This window comes from Chloroflexus sp. (assembly GCF_034435895.1).
Lineage (GTDB): Bacteria > Chloroflexota > Chloroflexia > Chloroflexales > Chloroflexaceae > Chloroflexus.
In genome coordinates this window covers 1-6,668 of record NZ_DAOTWH010000334.1, presented here as the reverse complement: position 1 = coordinate 6,668, position 6,668 = coordinate 1, and the positions used below count along the sequence as shown (strand labels likewise).

Genomic DNA, 6,668 nt, shown 5'->3' with positions numbered 1-6,668 from the left:
CGGTTGCGCCTCTTCCTGCGTCATTTCCGGCATCCGGGTTGCCCGTGGCAACATCACCAGTCGCACCGCCAGTTCGAGGTCTTCGTTGCTGACTGCGTCGCGTCCGGCCAGCGCCGCCGCTGCCCGCGCTGCCCGCATCGCAAACATATCGGCCCGGTGGCCTTCGATCCCCAGCGCCAACGCGGTCATGCTCAATTGCCGGATCTGCTCCTCGGTGATTGTCACCGTTGGCAGTAGTTCCCGCGCTGCCAACACACCGGCCAAGACCAATGCCTCATCGTCTTCATAATCGCGGTTGGGCTGCAAGTTGCGCCGCACCACTTCGGCCCGCGTCGTCACCGGCGCTTTGCCGATGGGGGCCACGATCAACCCTAGCCGGTCGAGCAGGTGGCGGCGCGGCGGCCCCTCAGCCGGGTCGTATGTCACCAGCAGCGCAAAGCGGGCCGGTTCCACCACCGAAATCCCTTCGCGTTCAACCCGCACCACGCCGCTGTCCAGCGCGCCAAGAATGTGGTTGATTGTGCTATCGTCGAGCAAGTTGACGCTATCAACGTACAACAAGCCGCCGTTGGCCCGCGCCAGCAACCCGCTGCGATGCACCCGCTCGCCGAGGGCCAGCGTCGCCTCAATATCAATCCCGCCCAAGAGCCGGTCTTCGCTCACGCCGACCGGCATCTCGACCAAATTGCAGGGCAAGGTGGGGTCAAACTCGCGCCCGCTGGCCAGCATACGGGCAAAGGCGCGCACCAATGCGCTCTTGCCGGTGCCGGCCCCAGCCCCAATTGCCACCCCGGCCAGCATCGGATCGACCGCCAGCAACAACAGGGCCTGCCGGGCCGTCTCAAGGCCGACAATCGCCGTAAACGGGAGCGGCGCTGACGGCAGTTCTTTCGCTTTCTGTGCCATAATGCGCTCCTGCCAGCGTGATCGATGCAATCGCGTCACACTGCCAGATGATCAATGACGAAGGAACGTGAGCGATGTGGTAGGGTGTGAAATGTACACACGGGTTTCGTTCAGCCGTTGCGCAGTTGCAGGGTTGGCATGGAGTGCAGCAAGAAACTGCCGCACTCCATCAAGCTATGTTGCCGTGACACCGGCTCATTGCGCAAGCGCCTGCGATGCCTGCTGCATTCCACCCTCAGCAGGGTCTGCCCAGTTACGGTACCAACACCTCTTCCACCGCCCGCTCGATCCGCACCGCATCGTCTTGCGTCTCCAACGGATCTTTGCGCAGCCGGTGGCGCAGCGCCAGCACCGCAATCCGGCGGACGTCGTTCACGTTCACCTCGTTGTGTCCCTCGAGTGCGGCCAGCGCGGTTGCCGTGCGGGCCAAGGTCAGTTCGCCGCGGTGGCCATCAACCTCAAGCTTGACGCACAGTTCGGCAATCTTGTACAGCACTGGATCGGGCAAGACCACATCGGGCAGGCGGCGTTGGGCCTGCTTGATCTTCCGCTGCAATTTTTGCGTCTCTTTCGCCCACTTCTCGGCGAATGCAAACGGATCGGCATCGTATTCGCGCCGCCGTTTGACGATTTCGACCCGCTCGTTGACATCGGTGATGGTGGTAATGCGCGCATGCAGACCGAAGCGGTCGAGCAATTGCGGACGCAGATCGCCCTCTTCAGGGTTGCCTGAACCCACCAGCACAAAGCGAGCCGGGTGGCGCACGCTCACCCCTTCGCGTTCGACCACGTTCACGCCTGATGCGGCCACGTCGAGCAACACGTCAACCAGATGGTCTTCGAGCAGGTTGACTTCATCAATATACAGGAAGCCGCGGTTGGCACGGGCCAGCAGGCCGGGGGCAAACGCTTGCACGCCTTGGGTCAACGCTCGCTCAATATCAAGAGTGCCACAGACCCGATCTTCGGTCGCGCCGAGCGGCAGGTCAACCACTGGCACCGGAATGCTGACCACACTCGGCTTTTTCGGCTTGCCGGCTTGATTCGGCACTGCCCGGCACTGGTCGCACAATCCGGCGGTGCGGTCGGGTGCGCACGAGTAGGGACAACCGGCCACCGCTTTAATTGGCGGCAACATCGCGGCCAAGGCGCGCACTGCGGTCGATTTCGCGGTGCCGCGATGGCCCATCACCATCACGCCGCCAATCGTCGGATTGACCACACACAGCAACAAGGCTAACTTCAATTCAGCTTGGCCAACAATTGCGACAAACGGATACGGCGGAACCGGAGCATTGGCGGGCGGTGGGGTTTGCCCGTTAGTTGACGGTTCGGTTGTTTCGACGGCTTGGTCGTGTTCTTTGTTCATTGTGCAGCACCTTTGCAAAATGAATGGGCGGGCATAGGCCCGCCCAACCCATGAAACCCGAATCAGGCGGGATAGACAATAACAACCCGATCACAAACGCGCGACGGGCGTGCCGTGATCCCGCTGTGGGCCGGATTAACGCTGCGACTTGACCACCGATCCCGCTGCCGGCTTGCGCCCGCTGCGCGTGCGGCGCGCAAAGGCGGTGACGTTCGTCCACAGGAACGTGAGACCGAGGCCAAGGACGGTCAGAATTAAACAGGCCCAACACAGGATGGCCGGCGTCAACGGACCGATCATTTGAGTGGCTTCACCGAGTCCGCTTGGCATAGTGTTCACTCCTCTCGCGGCTGTTTTGCCTTTGCGGCATACGACGGCATGATCACCTCACGCATCTTCTGCGGGTCGATGCGGAAGTTCTCTATTAATTCTACCACGTAGCGCAAATGTGATCGCGGGATGGAAACGAACAGCTCACTCGGATCGAGCCGGTTATGCATTCGTCCGCCGCCGTCGCCAATCGCAAACACTGAATTTTTCGTGTGCCATGGCGCAGCGAAAATCGAGGCGCAAGCGCTAGCGCCCAATTCGCCAACCGGAAATGTGCCGATGCGCACGCTGGCGGCGCCGGCGATCTGCATCGCGCGTTGCGGATCAACCACACACACCATCAGATCAACCGGCACGCCGTCAGGCACTTCATCAAGCGGCGCGGCTGCCAATGCCTTGATCATCCCCGCCGGCAGCGAGTAGCTCTGCTGTTTGTTGCAGGCCGCTGCTTCCGGCGTGTAGAAGCCTTGCGCGTCAGTCAGATAGACACCCTCGGTAATGTATGGCCCCGGATTGGGATTCAGACCGAGGTGATATTGACCGACCCAGCAATCATGATGCTCGGCATCAACATAGACCCGCCGCCCTTGCTCGGCTTCGCGTACGATGGCGCACGCCACCACATTGGCCGGTTCGTACCCCGGCGGCGGCCCATCGTAGCAATAGGTGATCGCGACTGGCCGTCGCTTCACCCGCATCCGCTCGATTAAGAGGCGGTTGAGTTCCTTCAAATCGGGAATCTCTTCGGTTTCACTCATTACCGCCTCCACAGCGGATTCTGCAACTCTGGACTTTCGGCGTGCAATGCCATTGCCGTTTGGCCCCAGCGCCAGATCCATCCCTCAATCCACCAGCGTATTCTCAGTGCCAGTGGCGCTACGCGATACTCGGTGGGTTTCGTCGCAAGGTGTAGCCGCATTGCTCACCTCAATCATCCGGCCCGTGGTTACAACGGGCCGGCCGGTTAGCGGTAAAACGGGCTGGCCGGACGGCGCAGATCAACGTAGCGGAACTGTTCGCCCGATCGCTGCAACGCGGCCAGAATTGCTATCTTGCTGTCAAGATCGTCAGTGTTGCCCATGCAGATGGTCGTGTGCCCATCAACGGTCAGCGTCATACCCTTCTTCGGATCGTGGTTGGCTTCGGTGACGTACATCCCCAGCTCATTGAGCAGCCGCTTGACGACCATGCGGGTGGGGGCGTCCATCTCCGGCTTATCGCCAACCGCCCGTTCCATCAGACCGAGTGTAATCACTGGCGCTGGTCGCCGCGCTGTCTGCCCGCCGAACAACTCGTCTGCCGTTGCGCCATCAGGCACAATATCTGGCTCTTCGGCTCCAAACACGCTCAAAAACTCTTTGTACTCGAGCGGGCGAACATCTTCCATCTTGACTGCCGGCAAGGTGCGATCGATGATCTGGCAGGCCAGCCGGTCAAAGATCGCGTCGAAGCGCGGCTCTTGCAGCGCCAACTGGCAAGCGTCGGCCAATTCGCGCACGGTGCGATCCAGCGGGATACTGGCCAAGATGGGCAGGTTGATCTTCTCGGCAAACCGGGCCGCTACCCCGCTGCCATCGTCGCGATTGACCACCAACCCTAGTAGCTTCGTGCGCCCGCCCATGCTGGCGAAATACTTGGCGGCACTCGCGATATTATTCGCGGCGTAGAGGCTTTGGCGATCGTTGCCGCAGAGGATAATCACCTCTTCGGCGAGCGAGCGCGAAAGCGGCGTCGCGAAGCCGCCACACACCACATCACCCAGAAAGTCCATCACCACATAATCGAGCGCCCATTGGCTGAGACCAAACTTTTCGAGCATATCGAAGCCGAACGTGATCCCGCGCCCGCCGCAGCCGCGCCCGACCTCCGGGCCGCCGATCTCGCAGCCATAGACGGTGGCCCGGCCCATAATGGTCGTCTTGAAGATCACGTGATGCGCGGCCAATTCCTCTTCGCGTCCGGCTTCCTTAAACTCGCGCCATACATCGCCGAGGGTGGGCAGGCTGACGCCGCCAAACAGCGCGTTGCAACTATCGTGCTTCGGGTCGCAGCCAAGCTGGAGCACCCGATTGCCCAGCAGCGCCAATTTGCTGACCAGATTGGTAGTGAAGAACGACTTCCCCATGCCGCCTTTGCCGTAGACGGCGAGCATCCGCGCGGTCGCACCGGTTTGCTTCTGTTTAGGATGCGCTGGCATGCGTATGGTCTCTTTCTAGGTGAAATGGCGCTATGCCCCTTCCGGCCCCGTCCCGTTTTGCGGCCACGTCACGACCACCTTCAAGCAAGCCGGATCTTCCAATGCCAGCCGGTATGCAGCCTGAATCCGGTCGAGCGGCACGTGATGGGTGAGCAGTCCATCCACATTCAATTCACCACTGGCCAGCAAGTCGCGCACCCGCGGCAAATCGCCGTCGGGGCCAAACTCCCACTCACGGGCGACTAAGATCTGGGCTTCACGCATAAAGACCGGCGCGTAGGGGATGTTGATATGATCGTAGTAGCCGAGCAACACGACGCGCCCATGGTTGGCGAGCAGCGGCAACGCCCCGGACAGCGCCCCCATCGAGCCGGTCGCCTCGATCAGCACGTCAACTTTCGACTCACCAATTGCTTCATCGAGCGACTCGCGGGTAACATCGATCACTTGATCGGCTTGGCTGGCCTGCAACCGAACGGCAACGCGGTCAGCGACGGCCACGTGCTGCGCGCCGGCGAGTTTTGCCAGCCGCGCGGCCAATTGGCCGACGATGCCCTGCCCCAACACGAGCACCCGATCGGTGCGCCGGATTTGGCCAACCTTCACACCGTGCAGCGCCGTTGCGGCCAGGGCCAGCAGCACGCCGGTCGCCGGATCGATCGATCCCAGCGGCACCACCCGCTCATGTTCGGCGGTGATATACTCGCTCTGCCCGCCCCATGCCGCGTTGACGCCGCGGAAGCAACGCGCGCCGCCGATATAGACCCATTGGCCAAGCAATTCCTTTGGCGCTTTGCTGCCAACTTGCACCACCTGCCCAACCGTCTCGTAGCCGGGCACAACTGGGAAGAGGAGCTGCGGTTGCGGCAAACGGCCATCAAGCAGCATCCGTTCGGTGCCGGCGCTGATCGAGGTAAAGGCCGTCCTGATCAGCACATCACCGGCTTTCGGCTCATTGACCTGCACCGTGCGAATCTCGATCGTGTTCCGTTTCGGGATAACTACCGCGCGCGATTTGATCGGCATACGGTCGATCGCTTTCTAGTACGCTGGAGCGTAATCGTTGCTCAGTGACACAGCCAACTTCGAGCTATGCCTTCAACCTCATCGTTACTATTGCGACTTCGCCGCGCCTGCTGATTGCGCCTGCAATTGCGCCTGTAACAAGCGCCGTTCTTTGGCCGAACGGATCCCGCGCCAGAGGAATTGGCCGGCGTTGAACAAATAGGTGACATAGGCAAAGACCATCACCCACATCACGGTGCGGCTATCAAGATTAAGCCATACCGCCACGAAATAGGCGTTATGGGTAATGATGGCAATCAGATTGCCCAAGTCTTCCCAGAAGAATTCGGGTGCCATGAAGTATTTGCCGTAGATATCGTGTTCCCACAGCATGCCGGTGATGGTCAGCGCCCAAATCAGCGCAATCTTGATCCAGACGCTGATGGTTGCGATCCAGTACCCCTCACCGGTAGCCAGATACCGGATAACCAGCGCAAAACTGATAATAAAGACGATAAACTGAATCGGGGCCAGAATAAACTGGGCTTTTGTCCACGGCGATCGGTTGCGCCGCTCCAATTGTTCGGGAGTGTACATGACATCCCTCCGCTTTATTCTCCCTGCGCCGGCAGTTTTGCGCCGGCCCGGCTGATCGTCAGCAAAAACCGGTGTTCAACCACCTGCGGTTCGTTCAAATCGGGCCATTGCTGGTTGGCCCACGCCTGCACGCGCTCAATCGCCGCCGCCAGCACCTCATCGCTCAGCGCCCATGTCTCGGCGTCAATCCGGGCGGCCATCCCGGCAATCACCTCAGCCGGACTGATCGTGCGCTGCCAGCGGGCGGCCTCGATCGGTTCGCCC

At 60.9% G+C, this 6,668-nt stretch carries 7 protein-coding genes and 1 pseudogene; all 8 read right to left on the bottom strand.

The window, feature by feature from the left end; translation table 11 throughout:
* A partial coding sequence (locus U9R81_RS18620) for an AAA family ATPase (RefSeq protein WP_322496909.1) occupies positions 1-906 on the bottom strand: 906 nt, incomplete at its 3' end.
* Between the two features lie 253 nt (positions 907-1,159).
* On the bottom strand, positions 1,160-2,275 hold the full coding sequence (gene bchI, locus U9R81_RS18615) for a magnesium chelatase ATPase subunit I (protein WP_322496908.1): 1,116 nt from the start codon (positions 2,273-2,275) through the stop codon (positions 1,160-1,162).
* Positions 2,276-2,410: 135 nt separating this feature from the next.
* On the bottom strand, positions 2,411-2,605 hold the full coding sequence (locus U9R81_RS18610; RefSeq protein WP_066788550.1) for a hypothetical protein: 195 nt from the start codon (positions 2,603-2,605) through the stop codon (positions 2,411-2,413).
* Between the two features lie 5 nt (positions 2,606-2,610).
* Positions 2,611-3,363 carry a DUF169 domain-containing protein gene (locus tag U9R81_RS18605; protein ID WP_322496907.1) on the bottom strand — a complete coding sequence of 251 codons (753 nt, stop codon included), beginning with the start codon at positions 3,361-3,363 and terminating at the stop codon, positions 2,611-2,613.
* Positions 3,364-3,569: 206 nt separating this feature from the next.
* Entirely contained in the window at positions 3,570-4,802 is a 1,233-nt protein-coding gene (locus U9R81_RS18600; RefSeq protein ID WP_322496906.1) for a chlorophyllide a reductase iron protein subunit X, read from the bottom strand.
* A 30-nt stretch (positions 4,803-4,832) separates the two neighbouring features.
* Entirely contained in the window at positions 4,833-5,828 is a 996-nt protein-coding gene (gene bchC / locus U9R81_RS18595; RefSeq protein ID WP_322496905.1) for a chlorophyll synthesis pathway protein BchC, read from the bottom strand.
* 87 nt (positions 5,829-5,915) lie between these two features.
* The gene (gene bchF, locus U9R81_RS18590) at positions 5,916-6,404 is read right to left on the bottom strand and encodes a 2-vinyl bacteriochlorophyllide hydratase (protein ID WP_066788547.1); all 489 of its coding nucleotides are present in this window, start codon (positions 6,402-6,404) and stop codon (positions 5,916-5,918) included.
* Positions 6,405-6,418: 14 nt separating this feature from the next.
* Positions 6,419-6,668 (bottom strand): annotated as a pseudogene (locus tag U9R81_RS18585) (hypothetical protein); the annotation flags it as partial.

Bases quoted from the DNA above. Each gene is read 5' to 3' on its own strand.
- U9R81_RS18600 (WP_322496906.1), bottom strand. From the start codon at position 4,802: ATGCCAGCGCATCCTAAACAGAAGCAAACCGGTGCGACCGCGCGGATG.
- bchF (WP_066788547.1), bottom strand. From the start codon at position 6,404: ATGTACACTCCCGAACAATTGGAGCGGCGCAACCGATCGCCGTGGACA.
- U9R81_RS18605 (WP_322496907.1), bottom strand. From the start codon at position 3,363: ATGAGTGAAACCGAAGAGATTCCCGATTTGAAGGAACTCAACCGCCTC.
- U9R81_RS18610 (WP_066788550.1), bottom strand. From the start codon at position 2,605: ATGCCAAGCGGACTCGGTGAAGCCACTCAAATGATCGGTCCGTTGACG.
- bchI (WP_322496908.1), bottom strand. From the start codon at position 2,275: ATGAACAAAGAACACGACCAAGCCGTCGAAACAACCGAACCGTCAACT.
- bchC (WP_322496905.1), bottom strand. From the start codon at position 5,828: ATGCCGATCAAATCGCGCGCGGTAGTTATCCCGAAACGGAACACGATC.